Below are 26218 nucleotides of genomic sequence, written 5' to 3'. Positions count from 1 at the left end.
TCCCGGCGCCGCTCGGCGGCGGGTTTGCGCGGCCCGCTCAGGCTGCGAGCGCTTCGAGCAACTCGGTTTCGATCGCGAGTTGCGCCCGCTGTCCCTGCAGTTCCGAGCCGCTGATCAGGAAGGTGTCTTCCACGCGCTCGCCCAAGGTCGTGACCTTGGCCAGCTGCAAGTTCAGGTGATGGCGTGCCAGCACGCGCGCCACCGAATACAAGAGGCCCGCGCGATCGCTGGCCGAGATGCTGAGCAGCCAGCGCTGCGCCTTGTCGTCGGGCAGCAGGCTGATGCGCGGCTTGATCGGGAAGCTGCGCACCCGGCGCGATACGCGGCCCTTGCTCGGCGGGGGCAAGGGGCCGGCCTCGTCGAGCGTCTTGGCCAGGCCGGTCTCCACCATGTTGATCAGGTCGCGATAGTGCTCGGGGATGAAGGTGGTGACAACCTGGAAGGTGTCGAGCCCGTAGCCGTTGGTGGCGGTGTGCACCTTGGCGTCGAGGATGCTGAAGGAAGACTGGTCGAAGTAGCCGCAGATGCGCGCGAACAGGTCCGGCTGGTCGGGGGTGTACGCCACCACCTGCAATCCCTCGCCCACCGGCGAGAGCCGCGCGCGAACGACGGCCGGCGTTTGCGGGTCGACCGGCACGTCCTTGTGCGGCACATGGCGCGACAACTGCATGGTGTGCCAGGCGATCTCGGATGCGTCGTGCCGCATGAAGTAGCCGACGTCGAGCGTCTCCCACAGCGCCTTGTGCGCCTCGAAAGGCTGCGCATGCAGCGCGAGCTGCACCAGCGCCTCGCGCTTGCGCGCCTCGACCTCGGCGCCGGGGTCGGGCATGCGGCCGCCCAGCGCGCGCAGCGTCGAGCGGTAGAGGTCCTCGAGCAGCTTGCCTTTCCAGGCGTTCCACACGCGCGGCGAGGTGCCGCGGATGTCGGCGATGGTGAGCAGGTAGAGGGCGGTCAGGTAGCGTTCGTTGCCGACGCGCTTGGCGAAGTCGCCGATCACCTTCGGATCGCTCAGGTCCTGCTTCTGCGCGACCTGGCTCATCACCAGGTGCTCGGCCACCAGGAATTCGATCAGCTTGGCGTCCTCGCGCGCGATCTCGTGCTGGCGGCAGAAGCGGCGCACGTCGCGCGCGCCCAGCTCCGAATGGTCGCCGCCGCGCCCCTTGGCGATGTCGTGGAACAGGGCCGCGACATACAGGATCCAGGGCTTGTCCCAGCCGGCCGCAAGCTGCGAGCAGAACGGGTATTCGTGCGCATGCTCGACGATGAAGAAGCGCCGCACGTTGCGCAGCACCATCAGGATGTGCTGGTCGACCGTGTAGACGTGGAACAGGTCGTGCTGCATCTGCCCGACGATGCTGCGGAACACGCGCAGGTAGCGCCCCAGCACCGAGGTCTGGTTCATGAGCCTGAACGCGTGCGTGATGCCGCGCGGCTCCAGCAGCATGCGCATGAAGGTCACGTGGTTCACGCGGTCGTTGCGGAACTTGCTGTCCATCACGTGGCGCGCGTTGTAGAGCGCGCGCAGCGTGCGGGCCGAAACGCCGTTGACGCCGATGGTCTTCTGGTAGAGCAGGAAGGTCTCGAGGATCGCGTGCGGGTCCTTGAGGTACAGGTCGTCGCTCGCCACCTCGATCAGCCCGGCCCGCTCGAAGAAGCGCTCGTTGATCCGCGTCGCCTCTTCGGCCTGCGGCTGCAGCCGCTCGGCGATGTTGAGCAGGAGGATCTGGTTGAGCTGCGTGACCGCCTTGGCCGCCCAGTAGTAGCGGCGCATCAGCGCCTCGCTGGACTTGCGCTGCGACTCGCCGACGTAGCCGAAGGTGGCGGCGACGGCGGTCTGCAGGTCGAACACCAGCCGGTCCTCGCGCCGGTTGGCGGTCACGTGCAGGCGCGCGCGGATCAGGCTCAGGAGCGCCTCGTTGCGCTTGATCTGCTGCACCTCGAAGGCCGTGGCCAGGCCGTTCTTCGCCAAGTCGTCCCAGCGCTTGCCGAAGCCGGCGGCCTTGGTCATCCAGAGGATGGTCTGCAGATCCCGCAGGCCGCCGGGCGATTCCTTGCAGTTGGGCTCGAGCGCGTAGGGCGTGTTGTCGAACTTCTGGTGGCGATGCCGCATCTCCTGCGACTTGGCGGCGAAGAAGGCCTGCGGGTCGATGGCGGCGACGAAGCGCTTCCGGAAGCCCGCATACAGCTTCTTGTCGCCGGCGATGAGGCGGGATTCGAGCAGCGAGGTCTGGACCGTGACATCCTTCGCGGCCTCGGCCAGGCACTCGTCGACCGTGCGCACGCTGGAGCCGATCTCGAGCCCGGTGTCCCAGCACTGGCCGATGAAGGCCTCGATCCGCGCCGCCTCGATGGCCATCGCGTGGTCCTGCGGCAGCAGCAGCAGCACGTCGACGTCGGAATAGGGGAACAGCTCGCCCCGGCCGAAGCCGCCGACCGCGACCAGCGCGAACTGGCTGCCGAAGCCGGCATCGGCCCACAGCGCATTGAGCGCCTCGTCGGCCAGGGCGGCCAACTGGCGCAGCACGGTGTGGACGCTGCGCGTGGGCGCGCGCGCGCAGCGCAGCTGGTCGAACAGCGCCAGCTTGTGCGTGCGGTAGGCGTCGCGCAACGATGGAATGTCCACCATGGCAGCCCTCAGAGGCCGGGCCGGCGTCAAGCCGCGGCGTTGACGAAAGCAGGAGGCGGCGGGCTGCCGGCCGAGAGCGTGAGCACCTCGTAACCGGTCTCGGTGACCAGCACGGTGTGCTCCCACTGTGCCGACAGCGAGTGGTCGCGCGTGACGATGGTCCAGCCGTCGTACTGGCCGCCGCGGGCGTCTTCCTTGATGTCGCGCTTGCCGGCGTTGATCATCGGTTCGATGGTGAAGGTCATGCCGGGCTTGAGCTCGTCCAGCGTGCCGGGCTTGCCGTAGTGCAGCACCTGCGGCTCTTCATGGAAGCCACGGCCGATGCCGTGGCCGCAGAACTCGCGCACCACCGAGAAACCGTTGCTTTCGGCGAAGCGCTGGATCGCCCAGCCGATGTCGCCCAGGTGCACGCCAGGCTTCACCTTGACAATGCCGTGCCACATCGCGTCGTAGGTGAAGGCGCACAGCCGCTTGGCTGCGATCGAGGCGTCGCCGACCACGAACATGCGGCTGGTGTCGCCGTGCCAGCCGTCCTTGATGACAGTGATGTCGCAGTTGACGATGTCGCCCTTCTTCAGCGGCTTGTCGTTCGGGATGCCATGGCACACCACGTGGTTGACCGAGGTGCAGATGGACTTGGGGTAGGGCACGCTGCTCGCGCCCATGTAGTTCAGCGGGGCCGGAATCCCGCCCTGGACCTGCGTGATGTAGTCGTGCGCGAGCTTGTCGATCTCGTTGGTGGTCACGCCGGGTTTGACGTGCGGGGTCAGGTAGTCCAGCACCTCGGAGGCGAGGCGGCACGCCACGCGCATGCCGGCCACGCCCTCGGCGTCTTTGTAGGTAATGCTCATCCCGGAATTATCCCATTCACCCCGCTAAAATTCAGGGTTGGCGCGGATGGCCCCAGTCAGCGGCCGCCGCCTCCTTCTCTTGATTCTCAAACGCGGCCGCCCGGCCGATCCGACCGTGACGTTGCCCGTGAACCCGCCTTCCCATCCCGTCGCCCCGGTGGTGACCTTCTTCGAGGGCGGCAGCGCACTCAGCGAATTCAGGGCGCGGCAGCTGCTGCCCCGCCTTTCGTCCGTCGAGCCGCGCATCGAAGGCATTTCCGCCCGTTTCGTGCACCTGGTCGTGACGGATGCGGCACTCGAACACGCCGAGCGCGACCGCTTCGCCGCGCTGCTGGGCTATGGCGAACCCTTCATGGCGCCTCCCAAGGCCGGGCCGAGCGTCGTCGTCACGCCGCGCCTGGGCACCGTGTCGCCCTGGGCCTCCAAGGCGACCGACATCGCCCACAACTGCGGCCTGGCGCTGCGTCGGGTCGAGCGCGTGATCCAGTACCACCTGGCGCTGAAGGCGCCGCTGCTGGGCAAGGCACCCACGCTGGAAGGCGACAAGCTCGCCGCGGTTGCCGCACTTCTGCACGACCGCATGACCGAATCGGTGCTGGCCGAGCTCGACCAGGCCGCCAGCCTGTTCGCCGAGCTGCCGGCCCAGCCGATGGCGCACGTCGACGTGCAGGTGGGCGGCCGCGCCGCGCTCGTCGCGGCCAACACGCAGTTCGGCCTCGCGCTGGCCGAGGACGAGATCGATTACCTGGTCGAGGCCTTCACCCGGCTCGGCCGCAATCCGAGCGACGTCGAACTCATGATGTTCGCGCAGGCCAACAGCGAGCACTGCCGCCACAAGATCTTCAATGCCGACTTCATCGTCGACGGCGTGGCGCAGCCGCAGAGCCTGTTCTCGATGATTCGCCACACCGAGCGCCAGAACCCGCAGCACACGGTGGTGGCTTACGCCGACAACGCGTCGATCATGGAAGGCACGCAGGTCGAGCGCTTCGTCGCCGGCTCGGCCTCGGGCAGCTATCAGAAGCAAAGCGCCCAGAGCCACGTGTTGATGAAGGTCGAGACGCACAACCATCCGACCGCGATCTCGCCCTTTCCGGGCGCCTCGACCGGCGCCGGCGGCGAGATCCGCGACGAGGGCGCGACAGGCCGCGGCTCCAAGCCCAAGGCCGGGCTGACCGGCTTCACGGTGTCGAAGCTCTGGCCCGAAGAGGGCAGCTACGGCAAGCCGGCGCACATCGCAAGCCCGCTGCAGATCATGACCGAGGGCCCGCTGGGCGGCGCCGCCTTCAACAACGAGTTCGGCCGACCCAACCTCCTGGGCTACTTCCGCGAGTACGAGCAGGCGATCGAGAGCGACGCTGACACCGTGCAGCGCGGCTACCACAAGCCGATCATGATCGCGGGCGGCCTCGGCAGCATCGACGCGACGCAGACGAAGAAGATCCCGTTCCCCGCGGGCTCGCTGCTGATCCAGCTCGGCGGCCCCGGCATGCGCATCGGCATGGGCGGCAGCGCGGCGAGTTCGATGGCTACCGGCGCCAACGCGGCCGAGCTGGACTTCGACTCGGTGCAGCGCGGCAACCCGGAGATCGAGCGCCGCGCGCAGGAAGTCATCAACCATTGCTGGCAGCAGGGCGCCGCGAACCCGATCCTCGCGATCCATGATGTGGGCGCGGGCGGCCTGAGCAATGCCTTCCCCGAGCTCACCAACGATGCGGGCCGCGGCGCGCGCTTCGACCTGCATGCGGTGCCGCTCGAGGAGTCGGGCATGGCGCCCAAGGAAATCTGGTGTAACGAGAGCCAGGAGCGCTATGTGCTGGCAATCGCACCGGAATCGCTCGTGCAGTTCCGCGCGTTCTGCGAACGGGAGCGCTGCCCCTTCGCGGTGGTGGGTGTGGCGACGGAAGAAAGGCAGCTGCTGGTCGCCGACGAATCCGTCGAGGCGCAACCCGTCGACATGCCCATGGACGTGCTTCTGGGCAAGCCGCCCAAGATGCTGCGCGACGTCAAGTCGGTCGCGCGCCGCTTCAAACCGCTCGACCTCAACGGTGTCGAGCTGCAGAAGGCCGCCATCGATGTGTTGTCGCACCCCACGGTGGCTTCGAAGCGCTTCCTCGTCACCATCGGCGACCGCACCGTCGGCGGCCTGAGCCACCGCGACCAGATGGTCGGCCCCTGGCAGGTGCCGGTGGCCGACTGCGCCGTGACCCTGGCCGATTACCAGGGCTTCGCCGGCGAGGCCATGAGCATGGGCGAGCGCACGCCGCTCGCGGCCATCGACGCGCCGGCCTCGGGCCGCATGGCGGTCGGGGAGGCCATTACCAACCTGCTGGCCGCGCCGATCGAGCTGTCGCGCGTCAAGCTTTCCGCCAACTGGATGGCGGCCTGCGGCGAGCCCGGGGAGGACGTGGCGCTGTACGAAACCGTCAAGGCGGTGGGCCTCGAACTGTGCCCGGCGCTCGGCGTCTCGATCCCGGTCGGCAAGGATTCGCTGTCGATGCGCACCCAGTGGCAGGACGACGGTGTGCCGAAAAAGGTGACTTCGCCCGTGAGCCTGATCGTGAGCGCCTTCGCCACGCTGGCCGACATGCGCGGCACGCTCACGCCGCAGCTCGACGCCACCGAGCCCGACACCACGCTGGTCTTGATCGACCTCGGCCGCGGCAAGCAGCGCATGGCCGGCAGCATCCTGGCGCAGACGCTGGCGCAGAGCGGCGACACGGTGCCCGATCTCGACGATCCGCAAGACCTGGTCAAGCTGGTGGCGGCCGTGAACGCGCTGCGCGCCGAGGGCAAGATCCTCGCGATGCACGACCGCAGCGACGGCGGCCTGTTCGCCGCGGCCTGCGAGATGGCCTTTGCCGGCCATGTGGGTGTGGCGCTCAACGTCGACCTGCTCGTGACCGAGGGCGACGGCATCAGCGACAGCCGTGCCGAGTACGGTGATGCCAAGAACTGGGCCGGCCAGGTCAGCGCGCGGCGCGAAGAGCTCACGCTCAAGGCGCTCTTCAACGAAGAGCTCGGCATGCTGCTGCAGGTGCGCACCGCCGAGCGCAACGAGGTCATGCAGACCTTGCGTGCGCACGGCCTCAGCGCCCACAGCCACTTCGTCGGCAAGACCCGACCCGCCGCTTCGACCATGGACGCGGGCAAGGGCAAGCTCGAGGTCTGGCGCGATGCCAAGGCCGTCTTCAGCGCCAGCCTGCACGACCTGCACCAGGTGTGGGACGCCGTCAGCTGGAAGATCTGCCGCGAGCGCGACAACCCGGCCTGCGCCGATGCCGAGCATGCGGCCGCCGGCGAGCCGCAGGACCCGGGCGCCCATGTGCTGCTGGCGCCGGGCGCCGAAGAGAACGTGGCCGCGCCCTTCCTGAACCTGGCGCGTCCCAGGGTCGCGATCCTGCGCGAGCAGGGCGTCAACTCGCATGTCGAGATGGCCTACGCCTTCAACGAGGCCGGCTTCGAGCCCTTCGACGTCCACATGACCGACCTGCAGGCGGGCAGGGCAGACCTGGCCGACTTCAAGGGCGTGGTGGCCTGCGGCGGCTTCAGCTACGGCGACACGCTGGGGGCAGGCATCGGCTGGGCGCGCAGCATCACCTTCAACCCGAAGCTGGCCGAGCAGTTCAAGAGCTTCTTCGGGCGCGGCGATACCTTCGGCCTCGGCGTGTGCAACGGCTGCCAGATGTTCGCCGAGCTGGCCGACATCATCCCGGGCGCGGAAGCCTGGCCGCGCTTCACCACCAACCAGAGCGAGCGTTTCGAGGCGCGCTTGTCGATGGTCGAGGTGCTCGAATCGCCGAGCCTGTTCTTCGCCGGCATGGCCGGCAGCCGGCTGCCGATCGCGGTCGCGCATGGCGAGGGCTATGCCAACTTCAAGCATCGCGGCGATGCCGCCCGCGCCATCGTCGCGATGCGCTTCGTCGACAACCACGGCCAGCCGACCGAGCGCTATCCCTTCAATCCCAACGGCAGCGCCGGCGGGCTGACCTCGGTGACCACCGCCGACGGCCGCTTCACCGCGCTGATGCCGCATCCGGAACGCGTGTTCCGCAACATCCAGATGAGCTGGACTTCGGGTGACAAGAGTGCGCTGAGCCCCTGGATGCGCATCTGGCGCAATGCCCGTAAATGGGTTGGCTGAGGACGCCGACGCCATGAAAAAAGCGGCCCGCGGGCCGCTTTTTCGTTGGAGCACGCGGGCCGGTGTTACTCGACCTTTGCCTTGGCGCGCAGTTCTTCCTGGTACTTCTGCAAACGCTGCTGCTGCAGCTGCTGCACGATCTGCGGCTTGACCTCTTCGATCTTCGGCAGCTGGGCCTGGCGGATGTCGTCGACACGGATGATGTGATAGCCGAACTGCGACTTGACCGGGGCCGACGTGGTCTCGCCCTTCTTGAGCTTGATCATCGCTTCCGAGAACTCGGGCACGAAGCTCGCCGGCGCGGCCCAGTCGAGATCGCCGCCGTTGGCGCCCGATCCCGGGTCCTTGCTCTGCTTCTTGGCGATGTCCTCGAACTTCTGGCCCTTCTTGAGGTCGGCCAGGATCTTCTGCGCCTGCTCTTCCTTCTCGACCAGGATGTGGCGGGCCTTGTATTCCTTGCCGCCGTTGGCCGCGACGAACTTGTCGTACTCGGCCTGCACGTCGGCGTCCGACACCGCGTTGGTCTTGCGATAGTTTTCGAACAGCTGGCGAATCAGGATGGCCTGGCGCGCGAGTTCGAGCTGGTTCTTGTAGTCGTCGGTGGCGTCCAGGCCCTGCTTCTGCGCTTCCTGCATGAAGATCTCGCGGGCCACCACTTCTTCGCGCAGCTGGCCCTGCATTTCCGGCGTGACCGGACGGCCGGCGGCCGCGAGTTGCTGGGCCAGCACGTCCATGCGCGCCTTGGGCACCGGCTTGCCGTTGACGATGGCCGCGTTCTGGGCGAATGCGGCGGGAATGGCGCCCAGAAGGGCAGCGGCTGCGACGGCCTGCAGGAGTTGTTTCTTCATAAGGGGAGGGTACTTTTGCCGCCCGGGCGGGCGGGAATCAAAGCGCTTCAAAGCGTCTCGATGGCGATGGCGTGAAGGCCCTGTGCGATGAAAACTTGCAGCGCATCATACACAAGCCGATGGCGCGCCACGCGGGCTTTTCCGGCGAAGAGGGGCGAGGCGATGCGCACGCGGAAATGGGTGCCGTAGCCTTCGGCGCCGGCACCCGCATGGCCGGCATGTGCGGCGCTTTCGTCGATCACCTCGAGCAGCGTGGGTTGCAAGGTGTTACGCAGGCGGGCCTCGAGGTCCGCAGAGGTCGGAAGGCTCATGCCGCAGGCTTGTCGGACTTGAGGTAGGGCGAGATGTAGAGCCCTTGCGCCACCAGGAAAACGATCGGGAAGGCATAGCCCCAGAGCTTGAAATTGACCCAGGCCTCGGTGCTGAAAGACGCAGCCACATAGCCGTTGATCGCGGCCATGAACACGCAGTAGGCGATCCATGCGATGTTGAGCCGGCCCCAGATCTGCGTCGGCAGTTCCAGCTGCGCGCCGAGCAGCATCTTGAGAAAGTTCTTCTTGAAGATCCAGAGCGCGACGGCAAGCGCCAGGGCCATCGCGCCGTAGAGCACCGTCGGCTTCCACTTGATGAAGCGGTCGTCGTGCAGGAGCAGCGTGAGCGAGCCGAACAGCAGGATCAGCACCAGCGTGGCCTTCTGCATCGGCGCCAGGCGGCGCTCGTTGAACCAGACGATGCCCGTCTGCAGCACGGTGGCCGCCATCAGCACGCCGGTGGCGGTGTAGATGTCGTAGAGCTTGAACGCGCCGAAGAACAGCAGGATCGGGAAGAAATCGAGAAGCAGTTTCATGTTGTTTCGTCTGCGTCACGCGTCGCGCTTGTGGAAGTCCAGCGAGGCCGAGTTCATGCAGTAGCGCAGGCCGGTTTCGGTGGGGCCGTCGGGAAACACGTGGCCCAGGTGGGCGCCGCAATTGGCGCACACATTTTCGGTGCGAACCATGCCGTGCGAACGGTCGACGATGTTCTTGATGGCGCCCGGCACCGCTTCCTGAGAGAAGCTGGGCCAGCCGCAGCCGGCGTCGAACTTGGTGGCGGATTCGAACAGCTTGGCGCCGCAGCAGATGCAGTGGTAACTGCCGTCTTCCCAGTGCGCCTCGTACTTTCCGGTGAACGGGCGCTCGGTGGCGGCGTGGCGCGTCACCTCGAAGGCGCCGCGCTCGGCGCCTTTTTCGGCCAGGATGGCTTTCCATTCGGCTTCGGTTTTCTGAATGGGTGTGGTCATGATGAGCAGCTGATTTCGATCGTGGAAGCCCAGTCGGGCGGGAAGCCGGCATAGGCCTCGTGGCCGGCATGGTCTTCAAATGGGGTTTCGAGCAGCTTCAGCAAGGTGGCGACGCCCGAGAAGTCTTTTTGCTGCGCCGATTCGATCGCCTGCTGGCCCAGGTGGTTCCGCAGCACGAACTTGGGATTGCTCTTGCGCATCAGGTCCGCGGCCTGCGCCGCCGGCGTCTGCGCATGGCGCTCTGCAAAGGATAGCAGCCAGGTGTCGAAACCGGCGCGATCGAGGAACAGGTCGCGCACCGCCTCGGAGCTGCCGCCGGCCATGTGATCGGACAGGCGGCGCCAGAAGATGGTGTAGTCGACTTTCTCCTGTGCCAGCAGCTTGAGCACGCCTTCGATCAGCGCGCGGTCGGCCGGCGCGGCGTCCATCAGGCCGAGCTTGGCGCGCATGCGCGCCTCGAACGCGTCCGGGAACACCGTCTTGTACGACTCCAGGGCGGCGACCGCGATCTCCTGGTCGCCGATCAGCGGCAGCAGCGCCTGGGCCAGGCAGAACAGGTTCCAGTACGCGACATTGGGCTGCTGGTTGAAGGCATAGCGGCCGGCAGTGTCGCTGTGATTGCAGATGTGGCGCGGATCGAAGCCGTCGAGGAACTGGAAAGGTCCGTAATCGATGGTGAGCCCGAGGATGCTCATGTTGTCGGTGTTCATCACGCCATGGCAGAAACCGACCGCCTGCCACTGGGCCAGGAGCGCCGCCGTGCGCTCGCTCACCGCTTCGAGCAGGGCCGCATAGGCGTTGCCGTTGAAGTGATCGGTCGTGCGGCAGGCGGGGTAGTAGCGGTCGATGACGTAGTCGGCCAACGCGCGCAGTTCCTCGTCGCGCTGGTTGGCCGCGAAATGCTCGAAGTGGCCGAAGCGAATGAAGCTCGGCGACGCGCGCGTCACGACGGCGGCGGTTTCGAGCTCCTCGCGGCGCACGCGCGCATCCGAACCCGTCACGCACAGCGCGCGCGTGCTCGGGATTCCTAGCGCATGCATCGCTTCGCTGCAAAGGAATTCGCGGATGCTCGAGCGCAGCACGGCGCGGCCGTCGCCCATGCGCGAGTAGGGCGTGCGCCCCGAACCCTTGAGCTGCAACTCGAAGCCGCGCTCGGTTTCACCCAGCATGATGGCGCGGCCGTCGCCCAGCTGGCCGGCCCAGACGCCGAACTGGTGGCCGCTGTAGACGCTGGCGTAGGGGCGCGTGCCGGCGACCGGCACATTGCCGGTGAAGGCGGCCAGGCCTTCGGCCGAATGCAGCCAGGCTTCGTCCAGTCCGAGTTCGCGCGCCAGCGCGGTGCTGCGGCCGACCCAATAGGGTTCGGGCAGCGGAGTGGGGCGGAGCTCGGTGAAGAAGGCAGGGCCCAGGGCGGAAAAGCCCGGGGTCCAGTCGAGGCCCAGGTCGACGATGTCCGCCTCGTCTGCAAGCATGCTCATGTGCGGATTGTCCCGTACCCGCCTAAACCCCTGGCTGCAGGGGCCATCGCGCGGGCGCCGGAAATTGCTGGACAAGTGTCCTGATTGAAACTAAAGTGCCGCCGTGTCCGGAAGCGGCCACCAGCGAAAAACACCTATTGGAGACAAGACGATGATGACGCCTGGTCAAAGCAGGATGAAGGCCATCATCCGCGAGACTTCGGCATGAACGCGCTCGCGGTCGATCTCCTGGGGCGTGATCGTGGACTTGAAGAGCAGCTGGTGAATCATGCCGAGCATGAGCGAAGCATCGATTGCGGCGTTGCGGCCGGAGAAACGCCGGATCAGGTTGGCCAGCCGGTTCAAGAGCATGCCCCGATAGGCTTCGATGTGCTGCCTGATCGGCTTGTCCGAACGATAGACGTAGAGGAAGTTCAGCTCGACCGCCACGCCCACCGGGTGCTCGGTCGCCTGACGAAGAATGAACTCGGCGAGCCGCTGCGACAGCAGCTTGTGCAGCGTGCGGCGCGCGCCCGGCGACAGGGGCCAGGTCGTCGTGCGGCTGGCCATCAGCGCGTCGAGCTCTTCCAGGTGCTTGACGTTGTCGTCGGCCGCCAGAACGGTGAAATGGATGAAAGCCTGCTCCAGCAGGTCCGGCAGGCTCGAGAAGAAGTAGGTGGTGAGCGACTTGGGGACGCCGGCTTCCGCGGCGATGGAGCGATGCGTGATCGAGTAGATGCCTTGCTTGGCGATCGACACCAGCGCCGCATCCAGCAGCAGCTTTTTCGACTGCTCTCCCTTGGTGCTTTTCACGCGCTTGGGTTCGGCAGCAGGCGCTTCGGTGTTCGGGCTCGGATGCCCGGCCTTGCCGGGTCTCGCACTGCGGGTTTCTGTCATTGTGTGATGGGCCGAAGATTGAATGAATCTCGAATCAGGCGGGCACCAAAGCCCGCGAAATTTTCGAACTCTATTTGAATAGGAGCTTACAGATGCTGGGTTTGATGCAGGACCAACCGTTGCTGATCTCGTCGCTGATCGAGTTCGCCGAGCGCCACAACGGCGACGCCGAGATCGTCTCGCGGCGCGTCGAAGGCGACATCCACCGCAGCACCTGGCGCCAGATCGCTGCGCGCGCGCGCCGGGTCGCCAGCGCGCTGGACCTCGAGCAACTGCTCTTTTCCGACCGCATCGCCACGCTGGCCTGGAACGGCTACCGCCACCTGGAGCTCTACTACGGCGTGAGCGGCAGCGGCCGCGTGCTGCACACCATCAATCCGCGCCTGCATCCCGACCAGATCGCCTGGATCGCGAACCATGCCGAAGACCAGGTCCTGTGCTTCGATCTCACTTTCCTGCCGCTGATCCAGGCCGTGCATGCCAAGTGCACCACCATCAGAAAGTGGATTGCGCTATGTGATGCCGACAAGCTTCCGGCCGACAGCGGCATCCCCAACCTGGTGAGTTACGAGGCCTGGATCGCGCCTCATTCCGACACCTATGCCTGGCCCAGCTTCGACGAGAACTCGGCCTCGAGCATGTGCTACACGAGCGGCACCACCGGCAATCCGAAGGCTGCGCTCTACAGCCACCGCTCCACGATGCTGCATGCTTATGCGGCCGCCTTGCCGGACGTGATGGCGATCTCGGCGCGCGATTCGGTGCTGCCGGTGGTGCCGATGTTCCACGTCAACGCCTGGGGCATTCCGTACTCGGCCGCGCTGGTCGGCGCCAAGCTGGTGTTTCCCGGCCCCGCGCTCGACGGCAAGTCTGTGTTCGAGCTGATCGAATCCGAGAAGGTGAGTTTTGCCGGCGGTGTGCCGACCGTCTGGCAGATGATGCTGGGCCATATGCAGGCCAACGGCCTCAAGTTCTCGACGCTCAAGCGTACCGTGATCGGCGGCTCGGCCTGCCCGCCGGCCATGATCAACGCCTTCCAGCAGCAGTACGGCGTCGAGGTGCTGCATGCCTGGGGCATGACCGAGATGTCGCCGCTGGGCACCTTGTGCACGCTGAAGAACAAGCACCTCACGCAGTCGCCCGAGCAGCAGACGGCCATCCGCATGAAGCAGGGCCGCGCCATCTTCGGCGTCGACATGAAGATCGTCGACGGCGACGGCAAGGATCTGCCCTGGGACGGCAAGACCTCCGGCGATCTGCTGGTCAAGGGGCCGTGGGTGGTCAAGGAGTATTTCAAGGGCGAGGGCGGCGACCCGCTGGTGCCCGACCAGCAGGGGCGCGGCTGGTTCCCTACCGGCGACGTGGCGACCATCGATGCCGACGGCTTCCTTCAGATCACCGACCGCAGCAAGGACGTGATCAAGTCCGGCGGCGAGTGGATCAGTTCGATCGACATCGAGAACATCGCCGTGGCCCATCCGGCGGTCGCGATGGCGGCGTGCATCGGCGTGGCCCACCCGAAATGGGACGAGCGCCCGATCGTGATCGTGGTGAAGAAGCCGGGCGCCGAACTCACGCGCGACGAGCTCTTGGCCTTCTACGGCGGCAAGACGGCAAAGTGGCAGGTTCCCGACGACGTGGTTTTCGTCGACGCCATTCCGGTCGGCGCGACCGGCAAGATCCTGAAGACGCGCCTGCGCGAGCAGCTGCGCGACTACAAGCTGCCCGGGTGCTGAAAAGGCGTCGATCCTACCGGCGGGTAGCACCAGCGCAGTGCGTCCTGTCGCATGAGTGATAGAAACCGCCCCCGCCGCGGAACGCTTACGGGCATTCCCTGACGGGCGGGGTCAGAAAGACTTGTAATCTCGTTGCGCATTGCAGCACAGAACAGGAGACATCGAATGAAATACGCTCTGAAGATCGCCAGCGCGGCCATCCTCGCCGCCACCGCCACCGGCGCCCTTGCCCAGAAGGGCGAGACCGTCCGCATCGCGATGATCGAAGGGCTCTCGGGCCCGTTCGCCAACGTCGGCCAGAACCAGCTGAAGAGCTGGCAGCTGGTCGCGGAGAAGCTCAGCGGCGCCAAGAACGCGGCGGGCGTCAAGTTCGAGGTCATCGGCATGGACAGCAAGAGTTCGCCGCAGGAAGCGCTGAACCTCCTGAAGGCAGCCAGCGACCAGGGCTTTCGCTACGTCACGCAGGGCAACGGCTCGAATGTCGCCGTGCCGCTCGCCGATGCCGTCGCCAAGCACAACGAGCGCAATCCCGGCAAGGAGATCATCTACCTGAACTATGCCGCGGTCGACCCGGTGCTCACGAACGAGAAGTGCAGCTTTGCGCATTTCCGGCTCGACGCCGACACGTCGATGAAGATGGCCGCGCTCACCTCCTTCATGAAGGATCAGCCCAAGATCTCGAAGGTCTACCTGATCAACCAGAACTACTCCCATGGCCAGCAGGTCTCGAAGTACTTCAAGGAAGGCATGGCGCGCAACCGGCCCGACGCCAAGATCGTGGGCGACGATCTGCACCCGCTGGGCCAGGTCAAGGACTTCGCACCCTACGTGGCCAAGATCAAGCAGTCGGGCGCCGACACGATCGTCACCGGCAACTGGGGGCAGGACATGACCCTGCTGATCAAGGCGCTGAACGATTCGGGCCTGAAGCTGCCGATCTACGCCTACTACGCCGGCGTGTCCGGCACGCCGACCGCACTGGCTTCGGGCGGCGAACTAGAGGTCTACCAGATCGCCTACAACCACTCGAACTACACCGGCGAGCTGGGCACCTTGATGAACGAGTTCAAGACCAAGTTCGGCGACGACTTCTACACCTTCTCGATCTACAACGCGATCCTGATGATGGGCGAGGGCATAGCCAAGGCCAAGTCCACCGACCCCATGAAGGTCGCCGGGGCGATGGAAGGATTGAAGTTCAAGGGCTTCAACGGCGAAACCGAGATGCGCAAGACCGACCACCAGCTGCAGCAGGGACTCTGGATCTCCAAGTGGCAGAAGGTCGATGCCAAGTACAAGTACAGCGTGGAGAACACCGGCTACACGTTCGCGCCGGTGAAATACCTCGAGCCCTACATCGCAAGCACGCCGACGTCTTGCGAGATGAAGCGGCCGGCACCGTAATACCGGCACACCAGCGAAACGCCGGTGGGTGATGGAAGTCGCTCACCGGCGCTTTTTTTGACTTCGCCCCTCGCGGCTGCAACGACGACGACGACACTGTGGAATTCTTCGCCATATCCTTGCTGAACGGCCTCAGCTACGGGCTGCTGCTGTTCATGCTGAGCTCGGGCCTGACGCTGATCTTCAGCATGATGGGCGTGCTCAACTTCGCGCACACCAGCTTCTACATGCTGGGTGCTTATTTCGCCTACACCATCTCGGGTGTGCTGGGCTTCTGGACCGCCCTGGTCGTCGCGCCCCTGCTGGTCGGCGTGCTGGGCGCGCTCTTCGAGCGCTACAGCCTGCGGCGCGTTCACAAGTTCGGCCACGTGCCCGAGTTGCTGGTGACTTTCGGTCTGTCCTACCTGATCCTCGAGCTGGTGCAGCTGGTCTGGGGTCGTGCGACGGTGCCGTACGGGCTGCCGGAGCAACTGCAGGGGCCGCTGTTCACCCTGTTCGGGACGCAGTTTCCCAAGTCGAGATCCTTCATCATGCTGCTCGCGCTGCTGATGCTGCTGTCGGTCTGGCTCTTGCTGACCCGCACCCGCATCGGCCTGGTGATCCAGGCTGCGCTCACGCATCCGGAGACGGTGGAAGCGCTGGGCCACAACGTGCCGCGGGTGTTCATGCTCGTGTTCGGCGGAGGCGCGGCGCTGGCTGCGCTGGCCGGCGTGATCGGCGGGAACACCTACGTCACCGAGCCTGCCATGGCCGGGGCGGTCGGGTCGATCGTGTTCGTGGTGGTGGTGGTCGGCGGGATGGGCTCATTGGCTGGGGCCTTCCTCGCATCGCTCCTGATCGGCGTATTGCAGACCTTCGCCGTGGCCATCGACGAGTCCTTGGCGTCCGGGCTGCAGGCCGTGGGCGTCACCGTGACCCCCAGCACCTTCGGGTACGAACTGCTTCAGCTCAGCGTCGCGCAAATCGCTCCGATCCTGCCGTACCTGTTCCTGGTGCTGATCCTGATCTTCCGGCCCAAGGGGCTGCTCGGCAAGCGGGAGGGCTGAAAACATGACGACCCATGCAAGCACGTCCGCGGCGCGTGCCGACGACACGCCGGTGTCCGGCGCCGGTACGCGGAAGACCGCCTACTACCGCTTCAAGCCCTGGAACATCGGGCGCGTGCTGATCTGGACGCTCTTCGCCCTGAGCCTGATCATCGCGCCGCTGGTGTTTCGCAGCAGCCTGGCGCTCACCATGCTGTCGCAGATCGGCTATCTCATCATCATCTGCCTGAGCTACAACATCCTGCTCGGGCAGGGCGGCATGCTGAGCTTCGGCCACGCCGTCTACACGGGGCTGGGCGCCTTCGTCGCGGTGCACGCGATGAATCTCGCCACCAAGGGGGCCATGCCGCTGCCGCTGGTGACGATTCCGCTGGTCGGCGGCGTGGCGGGCGTGCTGTTCGCGATCCTGCTGGGCTATGTGACCACCAAGAAGTCCGGCACCACTTTCGCGATGATCACGCTGGGCATCGGCGAGTTGGTCGCGGCCATGTCGCTGATGTTTCCGGGCTTCTTCGGCGGCGAGGGTGGCGTCACGACCAACCGGGTCTACGGCTCGCCTTTCCTCGGCTTGAGCTTCGGGCCGCAGATCCAGGTGTACTACCTGATCGCGGCGTACTGCTTCGTCTCGACGGCGCTCATGTTCGCGTTCACCGGCACGCCGCTGGGCCGCATGCTCAACGCGGTGCGCGACAACCCCGAGCGCGTCGAGTTCATCGGCTACGACACCCAATGGGTGCGCTACCTCGCCTTCATCATTGCCGGTTTCTTCGCCGGCATCGGCGGCGCGCTGGCGGCCATCAATTTCGAGATCGTCAACGCATCCGACAGCCTGAGCACGATTCGCTCGGGCGGCTACCTCCTGTTTACCTTCCTGGGCGGAGCCACCTTCTTCTTCGGCCCGATCATCGGCGCCGTGTTGCTGGTACTGGCGTCGGTGCTGCTGTCGGAGCTCACCAAGGCCTGGCTGCTGTACCTGGGGCTGGTGTTCCTGTTCATGGTGATGTTCGCGCCGGGCGGCATCGCCAGCCTGATCATGATGAACCTGCGCGTTGCCAAGTTCGGCAAGTTCAAGCGCCTGTGGGGTCTCTACGGCGGCCTGATCCTGACCGGGGCCGTGATGGTGGTCGGCGCGGCGGCGCTGGTCGAGATGATCTATCACGTGCAGCTCAACATGGCGCTGGGCCCGAAGCTCAACTTCATGGGCGTGGAGCTCGACGTCTCCAGCGCGGCCAGCTGGATCGGGGCCGGCGTCGTGCTTGCCGTGGGTGTGTTGCTGGTGGAATGGGTGCGACGCCGCTTCGTGAAGGTCTGGGGCCATATCCAGGAAGAGATCGAAGCCGAGATCAAGCGCAGGGAGCTCGCATGACCCACGCACTCGAATTGAAGGCCTTGCGCAAGAACTTCGGCAAGACCGAGATCATCCGTGGCGTCGACCTGGCGGTAGAAGCCGGCGAGCGCATCGCGATCATCGGGCCCAACGGCGCCGGCAAGTCCACGCTCTTCAACCTCATCAGCGGCCGGCTCGAGCCGACCAGCGGCGAGGTGCTGCTGCATGGCCAGCGCATCGACGGCCACAGGCCCTACGAGATCAACCGCCGCGGCCTTTCGCGCAGCTTCCAGATCACCAACATCTTCCCCAAGCTCAGCGTGTTCGAGAACCTGCGCTGCGGCGTGCTGTGGAGCCTGGGCTACCGCTACACCTTCCTGCGCTTTCTGTCGAAGCTCGACGATGCGAACGAGCGCACCGAGGAGTTGCTGCGCCAGGTGGGACTCGAAAGAAAGCGCGACGTGCATGCGGTGAACCTCACCTATGCCGAACAGCGGGCGCTGGAGATCGGCGTCACCATCGCCGGCGGCGCCAGCGTGATCCTGCTCGACGAGCCCACGGCCGGCATGAGCAAGACCGAGACCGCGCACTTCATCGCGCTGATCAAGCAGGTGACGATCGGCAAGACCCTGCTCACCGTGGAGCACGACATGGGCGTGGTGTTCGGCCTGGCCGACAAGATCGCGGTGGTCGTCTACGGCGAGGTGATCGCCTTCGACACGCCCGCGGCGGTGCGCGCCAATGCGCGCGTGCAGGAGGCGTACCTGGGCTCTTCGGTCGCGGACGCGCAGAGCGGAGGACACTGAAGAAATGCTCAAGCTCCAGGACATCCACGCCTACTACGGCAAGAGCCATGTGTTGCATGGCGTTTCATTTGCGGTCGGTCCCGGCGAGATCGTGGCCTTGCTGGGCCGCAACGGCTCGGGCCGCTCGACCACGGCCAAGGCCATCATGGGCCTGGTGCATGCCGAAGGCGGCCTGCACTGGAAGGAAAAGGACATCCTGCGCCGCAAGGCCTACGAGATCGCGCACATGGGCATCGGCTACGTGCCCGAGAACCGCGACATCTTTCCCAAGCTCACGGTACACCAGAACCTGCTGCTCGGGCAGAAGGGCAAGGGGAAGGGCAGCCGCTGGCAGTTCGACGACATGTACGGCATGTTCCCGCGCCTCAAGGAGCGCCAGCACACCGAAGCCGGCGTGCTCTCGGGCGGCGAGCAGCAGATGCTGACGCTGTGCCGCACGCTGATGGGCGACCCCGACCTGATCATCATCGACGAGCCGACCGAGGGTCTCGCGCCCAAGATCGTCGAGCTGGTGGGCCAGTACCTGCGCACGCTCAAGGACAAGGGCATCTCGGTGCTGCTGATCGAGCAGAAGCTGACGATTGCGATGCAGATCTCCGATCGCGCGCTGGTCATGGGCCATGGCAGCATCGTGTTCGACGGCACGCCGGACAGCCTGCGTGCCGATGCCGCGACCCGCAAGGAGTGGCTGGAGGTCTGACCGCCAGCCAACTTGTCTCGGCAGCGACTGATACCCGGTTGCGGGGTCACGCGAAACGCCTAGAATTTCAAACAAAAAAGAACACTCGTGCTTTTTAACGCGAGGCCCCTTTTTTCGATCCTCCCCCATCCCAAAGGAACGCAGCATGACGGCTGAATACAAAGTGCTCGGCGACGTCGCCGTGATCACCCTGACCAATCCCCCGGTCAATGGCCTCGGTTTCTCGACGCGCATCGGCATCACCGACGGCCTCTCGAAAGCGCTCGACGACGCGGCCGTCAAGGCGATCGTGATCACCGGCGCGGGCAAGGCCTTCTCGGGCGGTGCCGACATCAAGGAGTTCGGCACGCCCAAGGCGCTGCAGGAGCCCAATCTGCTGAGCGTGATCCTCGCGCTCGAGGCATCGACCAAGCCGATCGTCGCGGCCATCCATTCGGTCTGCATGGGCGGCGGCCTCGAGCTGGCCCTGGGCTGCCACTACCGAGTGGCCGCACCCGGCACCAGCGTCGCGCTGCCCGAGGTCAAGCTGGGCCTGCTGCCCGGCGCCGGCGGCACGCAGCGCCTGCCGCGCGTGCTGGGCGTGGAGACCGCGCTCAACATGATCGTGAGCGGCGAGGCCGTCAAGAGCGAGCTGCTCGCCTCGCTGCCCGGCCAGAAGCTGTTCGACAAGCTGGCCGCTTCGCCGGAATCGCTGTTCGAGGAAGCGGTCGAGTTCGCCAAGTCGGTGGCCGGCAAGAGCGCCGAGCTGCCGCTGGTGCGCAAGCTGCCGTGCAAGCATCCGCAGGGCGACGCCTACTTCCAGTTCGCGCGCAACATGGTCGGCGGCATGTCGAAGAACTACCCGGCGCCGCTTAAGTGCGTGGATGCGGTGCAGGCCGCCACGCAGATGAAGTTCGACGACGGCATGGCCGAAGAGCGTCGCCTCTTCACCGCGCTGATGTTCACGCCCGAATCGATGGCGCTGCGCCACCTGTTCATGGCCGAGCGCGCGGCTTCGCGCATTCCCGACGTGCCGGAAGACACGTCGCAGCGCACCGTCAAGTCGGTCGGCGTGATCGGCGCCGGCACCATGGGCGGCGGCATCTCGATGAACTTCCTGAACGCGGGCATCCCGGTCAAGATCCTCGAGATGAAGCAGGAGGCGCTCGACCGCGGCATCGCCACCATTCGCAAGAACTACGAAGCGCAGGTCAAAAAGGGCAAGCTCAAGGCCGAGAAGTACGAGGAGCGGATGGCGCTGCTGTCCACCACGCTCGACTACAACGACCTGAAGGACGCCGATCTCGTCATCGAGGCCGTGTTCGAGGAGCTCGGCGTCAAGGAGAAGGTGTTCAAGGAACTGGACCGCGTCGCCAAGGCCGGTGCCATCCTGGCTTCCAACACCTCGACGCTCGACGTCGACAAGATCGCCGCCTTCACCAAGCGCCCGCAGGACGTGGTCGGCATGCACTTCTTCAGCCCGGCCAACGTGATGAAGCTGCTCGAAGTGGTGCGCGGCAGGGAGACGGCCAAGGACGTACTGGCCACCGTGATGGCGATCGCCAAGAAGATCAAGAAAACCGCGGTGGTCTCCGGCGTGTGCGACGGCTTCATCGGCAACCGCATGATCGAGCAGTACTCGCGCCAGGCCGGCTTCCTGCTGGACGAGGGCGCGACGCCGCAGCAGGTCGACCGCGCCATCGAGAAGTTCGGCTTCGCCATGGGCCCGTTCCGCATGGGCGACCTGGCGGGCAACGACATCGGCTGGGCGATCCGCAAGCGCCGCGCCACCGAGCAAGCCGACATGAAGTACAGCAAGACGGCCGACAAGCTCTGCGAGCTGGGCCGCTTTGGCCAGAAGACCGGGGCGGGGTGGTACGACTACCAGGCCGGCAAGCGCGATGCGATCCCGAGCCAGGTCGTGCTCGACCTGATCGAGAAGCACCGCAAGGACGAAGGCATCACGCCGCGCAAGATCTCCGACGAAGAGATCGTGCAGCGCCTGGTCTATGCGCTCGTGAACGAAGGCGCGCACATTCTCGAGGACGGCATCGCCTCCAAGTCGGGCGACATCGACATGGTCTACCTCACCGGCTACGGCTTCCCGGTGTGGCGCGGCGGCCCGATGCACTATGCCAACCAGGTCGGTCTCTACAACGTGGCCGAGGCGATGAAGCGCTTTGCGAAGAACCCGCGCGATGACGCGGGCTTCTGGCAGCCCGCGCCGCTGATCCAGAATCTGGTGGCCGAAGGCAAGCAGTTCAGCTGAAGCGACGGCGAGGACGGGCTGTGATCAAAAGGACGTTGCTCGTGCTGCTGCTGGCGCTGCTTGTGCTGGCGGTGGTCATCGCGGGCAACACCTGGCGCACGCCCTCGCGGCAGTTGCAGGTGCCGGCGGTACAGAAGGTCGCGGTCGACGCCAAGGCGGTGGCCGAGCGGCTCTCGGGCGCGATCCCGATCCGCACTGTATCGAGCTTCGAAGGTGGGCAGCAGAACGGCGAGGAGTTCAAGAAGCTCCATGCCTACCTGGCGCAGCAGTTTCCCAAGCTGCATGCGACGCTGAAGAAGGAAGTCGTCGGCGACAACGCGCTGCTCTACACCTGGACCGGCAGCGACCCCGCTGCCCGGCCGGTTGCGCTGATGGCGCACCAGGACGTGGTGCCGATCGCGCCGGGCACCGAGAAGGCCTGGGAGGTCGAGCCCTTCAGCGGCCAGATCAAGGACGGCTTCGTCTGGGGTCGCGGCACCTGGGACAACAAGGGCAACCTGCTGGCGCAGCTGGAAGCCATCGAGATGCTGGTGGCCAGCGGCTTCCAGCCGCGGCAGACGGTGTATCTGGTCGCGGGCGATGACGAGGAGGTCAGCGGCCTGCGTGGCGCGAAGCCGATTGCGGAACTGCTGAAGTCGCGCGGCGTCCGGCTCGAATGGGTGCTCGACGAGGGCCTGCTGGTCACCGAAGGCGTGCTCGCGGGCCTCGACAAGCCGGCCGCCCTGATCGGCCTGGCCGAGAAGGGCTACGGCACCTTCTTCCTCTCGCTCGATACGCCGCCGGGCCACTCGTCGATGCCGCCATCCAGCACGGCCATCGGCAGCATGAGCGCGGCGCTCGCAAAGCTCGAAGCGAACCCGATGCCGGCCGCGATCGGCGGCGTGGCGGGCGAGATGTTCGCGACGCTCGCGCCCGAGATGAAGGGCTTCGGCCGCGTGGCGCTCTCCAACCTCTGGCTCTTCGGCCCGGTGGTGCAGGGCCAGCTCGAGAAAGGCGTGAGCAGCAATGCGATGCTGCGCACCACCACCGCGCTGACCATCGTGCGCGCCGGCAACAAGGACAACGTGCTGCCGGGCCGTGCCGAGGCGGCCGTCAACTTCCGCGTGCTGCCGGGCGACACGCTGGCTTCGGTGGAGGCGCACATCCGCAAGACCGTCGCGAACGATGCGATCACGATCAAGCAGTATCCGGGCAACTCGGAGCCCTCGCCGGTGTCGCCCACCGACAGCGCGGGCTATCGGACCATCGCGCAATCGGTGCGCCAGACCTTTCCCGATGCCATCGTCGCGCCGGGCCTCATGATCGCCGCCACCGATTCGCGCCACTTCGCGATCGTGAGCGACGCGGTCTACCGCTTCTCGCCGGTACGCGCGCGGGGCGAAGATCTGTCGCGCTTCCACGGCACCAACGAGCGCATCTCGATCGCCAACTACGTCGAGATGATCCAGTTCTATCACCAGCTGTTGCGCAACACCGTGCAGCAGCCCCAGTAAGCATCACCCCTCTTTTTCAAAGGACCACACCATGACCAGCGCCGTCATCGTCTCCACCGCCCGCACGCCGCTCGCCAAGAGCTGGAAGGGCGCCTTCAACATGACGCACGGCGCCACGCTCGGCGGCCATGCGGTGCAGCACGCGGTGGCGCGCGCCGGCATCGAGCCTGCCGAAGTCGACGACGTGATCATGGGCTGCGCCAATCCCGAAGGCGCGACCGGCGCCAACATCGCGCGCCAGATCGCGCTGCGCGCCGGATTGCCGATCACCACCGCGGGCATGACCATCAACCGCTTCTGCTCCTCGGGCCTGCAAACCATCGCGACCGCGGCGCAGCGCATCATCGCGGGCGAGGGCGAGGTCTACGTGGCCGGCGGCGTCGAGAGCATCTCCTGCGTGCAGAACGAGATGAACAAGCACATGCTGGCCGACCCCTGGCTGGTGAAGCACAAGCCCGAGATCTACTGGAACATGCTGCAGACCGCCGAGCAGGTCGCCAAGCGCTACGACATCGGCCGCGACGCCATGGACGAGTACGGCGCCGCGAGCCAGCAGAAGGCCACCGCCGCGCTCGAGGCCGGCCTCTTCAAGGCCGAGATCGCGCCGATCACCGTGCTGGCCGGCGTGGCCGACCCGGTGCTGGGCCTGCGTACCAAGGAAGTCACGGTAGAGAACGACGAAGGCATCCGCCCCGGCACCACCAAGGAAGGCATCAGCGGCATCCGTCCGGCGATTCCGGGCGGTGTGATCTCGGCCGGCAACGCCAGCCAGTTCTCCGACGGCGGCGGCGCCTGCGTGGTGGTCGACGAGAAGTACGCCGAGAAGAAGGGCCTGAAGCCGCTCGGCCGCTTCCTCGGCTTCGCGGTCGCGGGCTGCGAGCCCGACGAGATGGGCATCGGCCCGGTGTTCGCGATCCCGAAGGTGCTGAAGCGCCTGGGCCTCAAGGTCGGCGACATCGACCTCTGGGAGCTCAACGAGGCCTTCGCGGTGCAGGTGATCTACTGCCGCGACAAGCTCGGCATCCCGGGCGACCGCCTGAACGTGAACGGGGGCGCCATCGCCGTCGGCCACCCGTATGGCGTGAGCGGCCAGCGCCTGACCGGCCATGCGCTGATCGAAGGCAAGCGCCGCGGCGCCAAGAAGGTGGTCGTCACGATGTGCATCGGCGGCGGCATGGGCGCAGCCGGCGTATTCGAGGTACTCTGAGCCTGCTGCGAGGGCCGAACTGAAGACCGGAGGTGAAGGGCGCAGAGCGTCCTTCGCGCCCGGTTTCCGAATTGAAAGTCACGAAATGAGCCTTCGTCCCACCCTCGACTTCCTGCTCTACGACTGGCTCCACGCCGAGTCGCTCAACGAGCGCGCGCGCTTCGCCGACCACTCGCGCGAAACCTTCGATGCCGTGCTCGACACCTGCGAGCGCATCGCGCGCGAGAAGTACGCGCCGAACAACCGCATCGTCGACACCCAGGAGCCGCACTTCGACGGCGACAAGGTGATCCTGCCGCAGGCCACGCACGATGCGCACAAGGCCTTTGCCGAATCCGGCATGCTGAGCGCCGCACAGGACTACGAGATCGGCGGCATGCAACTGCCCTACACCGTGCAGGCGGCGGCCAACAGCTTCTTCGCGATGGCCTCGGTCAGCATCGGCTCCGGCATGCTGACCAGCGGCAATGCCAACCTGCTGATGGTTCACGGCACGCCCATGCAGCAATCGGTGTTCGCGAAGAACGAGTTCGCAGGCCGCTGGTCGGGCACCATGTGCCTGTCGGAGCCGCAGGCCGGCTCCAGCCTCAGCGACGTGGCGACGCGTGCCGTGCCCGACGGCGCCGATTTCCGGGACGATCCGCTCGGGCCCCGCTATCGGCTCTTTGGCAACAAGATGTGGATCTCGGCCGGCGACCATGAGCTGACCGAGAACATCGTGCACATCGTGCTGGCCAAGATCCCCGACGAGAAGGGCAAGCTCATCCCGGGCACGCGTGGCATTTCGCTCTTCATCGTGCCGAAGAAGATGGTCGATGCCGAAGGGCAACTCACCGGCGAACGCAACGACGTCGCGCTCGCGGGCCTCAACCACAAGCTGGGCTGGCGCGGCACCACCAACACGCTCCTGAACTTCGGCGAGGGCAAGTTCCCCGTTGGTGGCAAGGCCGGTGCGGTGGGTTACCTCGTCGGCGAGCCCGGCAAAGGCTTGCACTGCATGTTCCACATGATGAACGAGGCGCGCATCGGTGTCGGCACCGCGGCGACCATGCTGGGCATGGCCGGCTACCACGCATCGCTCGACTATGCAAAGAACCGGCCGCAAGGGCGGCCGGCAGGCCCGGCCGGCAAGGACGCGGCCAAGCCGCAGGTGCGCATCATCGAGCATGCCGACGTGCGCCGCATGCTGCTCGCACAGAAGGCGTATTGCGAAGGCGCGCTGGCGCTCGAGCTCTATTGCGCGCGCCTGGTCGACGAGCAGAAGACCGGTGACGCGCAGGCCGCCGACGACGCGCGCCTGCTGCTGGAGGTGCTCACGCCGATCGCCAAGAGCTGGCCCAGCGAATGGTGCCTGGAGGCCAACTCGCTCGCGATCCAGGTGCACGGCGGCTACGGCTATACGCGCGACTTTCCGGTGGAGCAGTACTGGCGCGACAACCGCCTGAACATGATCCACGAAGGCACGCACGGCATTCAGGCGGCCGACCTGCTGGGCCGCAAGGTGCTGATGGAAGACGGCCGCGGCCTGCAGCTCTTGGCCGCGCGCGTCACCGACACCATCGCGCGTGCGGCCCGCATGCCCTCGCTGGCCGTGCATGCCAAGGCGCTGGCCGAAGCGCTGCAGCGCATCGGCAACGCGACCAAGGCAGCCTGGGCCACCGGCAATCCGCAGGAGGCGCTGGCCAATGCCGTGCCCTACATGCAAGCCTTCGGCCATACGGTGCTTGCCTGGATCTGGCTCGACGTGGCGCAGCACGCGCTCGAACGCGACGCGTCGAAGGCGCTGCCGGCCACGGCCGGGCGTATCGGCGCGACCGACTATTTCTTCAACTACGAACTGCCGAAGATCGGTGCCTGGCTCAATGTGGTCGAACGGCGCGACCCGACCTGCGCAGCCCTGCCCGAGGAGGCTTTCTGATGGCCGTCAAACCCCACGCCACGATCGAGAAATGGATCTGGATCCTGATCTACGGTGGCCTCTTCATGCTGATCCTCGGCATCGCGACCGGCCGATCGGACGAGACCCTCGGCTGGGTCATGGCCGTCCCAGGCGTGGCCGTGGCCATTGTCGGCGTGGTCCTCATCTACGTTCGCTCCCGCCTGAAGGACTGACATGCCCCCAAGCTCACTTCGTTCGCTGCCCCCCGAG

20 protein-coding genes are annotated in these 26218 nt (G+C 66.1%); 12 read left to right on the top strand and 8 right to left on the bottom strand.

What is annotated here, in order from left to right:
- Positions 1-37 precede the first annotated feature (37 nt).
- On the bottom strand, positions 38-2626 hold the full coding sequence (locus tag ACSQ9I_RS15720) for a [protein-PII] uridylyltransferase (protein WP_436313719.1): 2589 nt from the start codon (positions 2624-2626) through the stop codon (positions 38-40).
- Positions 2627-2652: 26 nt separating this feature from the next.
- Entirely contained in the window at positions 2653-3477 is an 825-nt protein-coding gene (gene map, locus ACSQ9I_RS15715; RefSeq protein ID WP_093108751.1) for a type I methionyl aminopeptidase, read from the bottom strand.
- Between the two features lie 46 nt (positions 3478-3523).
- On the opposite strand from map, the gene purL reads away from it, so the two are divergent.
- A complete protein-coding gene (gene purL / locus ACSQ9I_RS15710; protein WP_436313718.1) occupies positions 3524-7621 on the top strand; it encodes a phosphoribosylformylglycinamidine synthase in 4098 nt (1365 codons plus the stop codon).
- A 65-nt stretch (positions 7622-7686) separates the two neighbouring features.
- Here purL and ACSQ9I_RS15705 read toward each other — a convergent pair whose 3' ends face one another.
- The 6 genes from ACSQ9I_RS15705 to ACSQ9I_RS15680 all read right to left on the bottom strand — a co-directional run bounded on the left by ACSQ9I_RS15705 (position 7687) and on the right by ACSQ9I_RS15680 (position 12102).
- Positions 7687-8469 carry a peptidylprolyl isomerase gene (locus tag ACSQ9I_RS15705; RefSeq protein ID WP_093108749.1) on the bottom strand — a complete coding sequence of 261 codons (783 nt, stop codon included), beginning with the start codon at positions 8467-8469 and terminating at the stop codon, positions 7687-7689.
- Between the two features lie 47 nt (positions 8470-8516).
- Entirely contained in the window at positions 8517-8780 is a 264-nt protein-coding gene (locus ACSQ9I_RS15700; protein WP_093108748.1) for a BolA family protein, read from the bottom strand.
- Positions 8777-9316 carry a septation protein A gene (locus ACSQ9I_RS15695; RefSeq protein WP_093108747.1) on the bottom strand — a complete coding sequence of 180 codons (540 nt, stop codon included), beginning with the start codon at positions 9314-9316 and terminating at the stop codon, positions 8777-8779. Before ACSQ9I_RS15695 ends, ACSQ9I_RS15700 begins: the two co-directional genes overlap by 4 nt.
- 15 nt (positions 9317-9331) lie before the next feature.
- Positions 9332-9748: a peptide-methionine (R)-S-oxide reductase MsrB gene (gene msrB, locus ACSQ9I_RS15690; RefSeq protein WP_436313717.1), complete on the bottom strand. Its 417-nt coding sequence runs from the start codon at positions 9746-9748 to the stop codon at positions 9332-9334.
- The gene (locus ACSQ9I_RS15685; protein ID WP_436313716.1) at positions 9745-11226 is read right to left on the bottom strand and encodes a protein adenylyltransferase SelO; all 1482 of its coding nucleotides are present in this window, start codon (positions 11224-11226) and stop codon (positions 9745-9747) included. The genes msrB and ACSQ9I_RS15685 overlap by 4 nt, the downstream gene beginning before the upstream one ends.
- Before the next feature lie 165 nt (positions 11227-11391).
- The gene (locus ACSQ9I_RS15680; RefSeq protein ID WP_093108744.1) at positions 11392-12102 is read right to left on the bottom strand and encodes a TetR/AcrR family transcriptional regulator; all 711 of its coding nucleotides are present in this window, start codon (positions 12100-12102) and stop codon (positions 11392-11394) included.
- A 92-nt stretch (positions 12103-12194) separates the two neighbouring features.
- On the opposite strand from ACSQ9I_RS15680, the gene ACSQ9I_RS15675 reads away from it, so the two are divergent.
- The 11 genes from ACSQ9I_RS15675 to ACSQ9I_RS15625 all read left to right on the top strand — a co-directional run bounded on the left by ACSQ9I_RS15675 (position 12195) and on the right by ACSQ9I_RS15625 (position 26181).
- On the top strand, positions 12195-13838 hold the full coding sequence (locus tag ACSQ9I_RS15675; protein ID WP_436313715.1) for a 3-(methylthio)propionyl-CoA ligase: 1644 nt from the start codon (positions 12195-12197) through the stop codon (positions 13836-13838).
- A 165-nt stretch (positions 13839-14003) separates the two neighbouring features.
- Positions 14004-15242, top strand: coding sequence for a branched-chain amino acid ABC transporter substrate-binding protein (locus tag ACSQ9I_RS15670; RefSeq protein WP_093108742.1), 1239 nt, complete (start codon positions 14004-14006; stop codon positions 15240-15242).
- 98 nt (positions 15243-15340) lie between these two features.
- Positions 15341-16288 (top strand): branched-chain amino acid ABC transporter permease, encoded by a 948-nt coding sequence (locus ACSQ9I_RS15665; protein WP_093108741.1) that lies wholly within the window; start codon positions 15341-15343, stop codon positions 16286-16288.
- Positions 16289-16292: 4 nt separating this feature from the next.
- Positions 16293-17654, top strand: a complete 1362-nt coding sequence (locus ACSQ9I_RS15660) for a branched-chain amino acid ABC transporter permease (RefSeq protein ID WP_093108740.1) — start codon at positions 16293-16295, stop codon at positions 17652-17654.
- The gene (locus ACSQ9I_RS15655; protein WP_093108739.1) at positions 17651-18421 is read left to right on the top strand and encodes an ABC transporter ATP-binding protein; all 771 of its coding nucleotides are present in this window, start codon (positions 17651-17653) and stop codon (positions 18419-18421) included. Before ACSQ9I_RS15660 ends, ACSQ9I_RS15655 begins: the two co-directional genes overlap by 4 nt.
- Before the next feature lie 4 nt (positions 18422-18425).
- Positions 18426-19121: an ABC transporter ATP-binding protein gene (locus ACSQ9I_RS15650; RefSeq protein ID WP_436313714.1), complete on the top strand. Its 696-nt coding sequence runs from the start codon at positions 18426-18428 to the stop codon at positions 19119-19121.
- A 145-nt stretch (positions 19122-19266) separates the two neighbouring features.
- On the top strand, positions 19267-21369 hold the full coding sequence (locus ACSQ9I_RS15645) for a 3-hydroxyacyl-CoA dehydrogenase NAD-binding domain-containing protein (protein WP_436313713.1): 2103 nt from the start codon (positions 19267-19269) through the stop codon (positions 21367-21369).
- Between the two features lie 20 nt (positions 21370-21389).
- Positions 21390-22862 carry a M20 family peptidase gene (locus ACSQ9I_RS15640; RefSeq protein WP_436313712.1) on the top strand — a complete coding sequence of 491 codons (1473 nt, stop codon included), beginning with the start codon at positions 21390-21392 and terminating at the stop codon, positions 22860-22862.
- A gap of 31 nt (positions 22863-22893) precedes the next feature.
- The gene (locus ACSQ9I_RS15635; RefSeq protein WP_093108735.1) at positions 22894-24069 is read left to right on the top strand and encodes an acetyl-CoA C-acyltransferase; all 1176 of its coding nucleotides are present in this window, start codon (positions 22894-22896) and stop codon (positions 24067-24069) included.
- An 85-nt stretch (positions 24070-24154) separates the two neighbouring features.
- A complete protein-coding gene (locus ACSQ9I_RS15630) occupies positions 24155-25987 on the top strand; it encodes an acyl-CoA dehydrogenase (RefSeq protein ID WP_436313711.1) in 1833 nt (610 codons plus the stop codon).
- The gene (locus ACSQ9I_RS15625) at positions 25987-26181 is read left to right on the top strand and encodes a hypothetical protein (protein ID WP_436313710.1); all 195 of its coding nucleotides are present in this window, start codon (positions 25987-25989) and stop codon (positions 26179-26181) included. Before ACSQ9I_RS15630 ends, ACSQ9I_RS15625 begins: the two co-directional genes overlap by 1 nt.
- Positions 26182-26218: the final 37 nt, after the last annotated feature.

This window comes from Variovorax sp. LjRoot84 (genome assembly GCF_964254305.1).
In the GTDB taxonomy this organism is placed as follows: Bacteria; Pseudomonadota; Gammaproteobacteria; order Burkholderiales; family Burkholderiaceae_C; genus Variovorax.
This window is presented reverse-complemented; position numbering and strand designations above follow the sequence as displayed.

What these genes read in the sequence shown, in the direction of transcription:
- ACSQ9I_RS15685 (WP_436313716.1), bottom strand. Translation starts at nt 11,226, where the DNA reads ATGAGCATGCTTGCAGACGAGGCGGACATCGTCGACCTGGGCCTCGAC.
- msrB (WP_436313717.1), bottom strand. Translation starts at nt 9,748, where the DNA reads ATGACCACACCCATTCAGAAAACCGAAGCCGAATGGAAAGCCATCCTG.
- ACSQ9I_RS15705 (WP_093108749.1), bottom strand. Translation starts at nt 8,469, where the DNA reads ATGAAGAAACAACTCCTGCAGGCCGTCGCAGCCGCTGCCCTTCTGGGC.
- ACSQ9I_RS15655 (WP_093108739.1), top strand. Translation starts at nt 17,651, where the DNA reads ATGACCCACGCACTCGAATTGAAGGCCTTGCGCAAGAACTTCGGCAAG.
- ACSQ9I_RS15670 (WP_093108742.1), top strand. Translation starts at nt 14,004, where the DNA reads ATGAAATACGCTCTGAAGATCGCCAGCGCGGCCATCCTCGCCGCCACC.
- ACSQ9I_RS15650 (WP_436313714.1), top strand. Translation starts at nt 18,426, where the DNA reads ATGCTCAAGCTCCAGGACATCCACGCCTACTACGGCAAGAGCCATGTG.
- ACSQ9I_RS15695 (WP_093108747.1), bottom strand. Translation starts at nt 9,316, where the DNA reads ATGAAACTGCTTCTCGATTTCTTCCCGATCCTGCTGTTCTTCGGCGCG.
- ACSQ9I_RS15700 (WP_093108748.1), bottom strand. Translation starts at nt 8,780, where the DNA reads ATGAGCCTTCCGACCTCTGCGGACCTCGAGGCCCGCCTGCGTAACACC.
- ACSQ9I_RS15660 (WP_093108740.1), top strand. Translation starts at nt 16,293, where the DNA reads ATGACGACCCATGCAAGCACGTCCGCGGCGCGTGCCGACGACACGCCG.
- ACSQ9I_RS15635 (WP_093108735.1), top strand. Translation starts at nt 22,894, where the DNA reads ATGACCAGCGCCGTCATCGTCTCCACCGCCCGCACGCCGCTCGCCAAG.
- ACSQ9I_RS15680 (WP_093108744.1), bottom strand. Translation starts at nt 12,102, where the DNA reads ATGACAGAAACCCGCAGTGCGAGACCCGGCAAGGCCGGGCATCCGAGC.
- map (WP_093108751.1), bottom strand. Translation starts at nt 3,477, where the DNA reads ATGAGCATTACCTACAAAGACGCCGAGGGCGTGGCCGGCATGCGCGTG.
- ACSQ9I_RS15630 (WP_436313711.1), top strand. Translation starts at nt 24,155, where the DNA reads ATGAGCCTTCGTCCCACCCTCGACTTCCTGCTCTACGACTGGCTCCAC.
- ACSQ9I_RS15625 (WP_436313710.1), top strand. Translation starts at nt 25,987, where the DNA reads ATGGCCGTCAAACCCCACGCCACGATCGAGAAATGGATCTGGATCCTG.
- ACSQ9I_RS15720 (WP_436313719.1), bottom strand. Translation starts at nt 2,626, where the DNA reads ATGGTGGACATTCCATCGTTGCGCGACGCCTACCGCACGCACAAGCTG.
- purL (WP_436313718.1), top strand. Translation starts at nt 3,524, where the DNA reads ATGGCCCCAGTCAGCGGCCGCCGCCTCCTTCTCTTGATTCTCAAACGC.
- ACSQ9I_RS15675 (WP_436313715.1), top strand. Translation starts at nt 12,195, where the DNA reads ATGCTGGGTTTGATGCAGGACCAACCGTTGCTGATCTCGTCGCTGATC.
- ACSQ9I_RS15645 (WP_436313713.1), top strand. Translation starts at nt 19,267, where the DNA reads ATGACGGCTGAATACAAAGTGCTCGGCGACGTCGCCGTGATCACCCTG.